The following is a 423-nucleotide window of genomic DNA, read 5'->3' as shown; positions in this document are numbered from 1 at the left end:
GCCATTGGCAATACCAAATCCATATATTAACCAAACAATGGTACTTGTAATTACAATTAAAAGCATTACCACACTTAAATCTCCAACACTTTTAGATTTCCAGGATTTTATTACCTGAGGAATAAATGTAACAGAAGTTAAAAAGCTACCTACGTAACCTATTAACTGTATAGCTTCTGTTGAAAGTTGAAATAATAATGTATTCATCTAATAATTTTTTAGTTTAAACAAAAACGCCGATACAATGTATCGGCGTTACTTATTATAATTTAACTGATTCCCAGTTTCTGCATCACTTCATTACTTACACCTGTATTAGAATAACCACCATCATGAAATAAATTCTGCATAGTAACCATTCTTGTTAAATCAGAAAAAAGCGTAATGCAATAGTTGGCACAATCTTCTGCAGTTGCATTGCCA

General features: G+C 31.2%; 2 protein-coding genes. Both read right to left on the bottom strand.

Annotated features, from left to right (window positions below; translation table 11 throughout):
- The coding region (locus E3E36_RS12190) for a SemiSWEET family sugar transporter (protein WP_167895619.1) at window positions 1-207 on the bottom strand (207 nt) is incomplete at its 3' end.
- Between the two features lie 62 nt (window positions 208-269).
- Window positions 270-423 (bottom strand): SDR family oxidoreductase (locus E3E36_RS13980; protein WP_167895618.1); only part of this gene is annotated, 154 nt, incomplete at its 5' end.

It is taken from the genome of Thermococcus sp. M36, from assembly GCF_012027355.1.
In the GTDB taxonomy this organism is placed as follows: Archaea; Methanobacteriota_B; Thermococci; order Thermococcales; family Thermococcaceae; genus Thermococcus.
The sequence above is the reverse complement of the archived record's forward strand: the minus strand, read 5'-3'. Positions and strand labels throughout refer to the sequence as shown.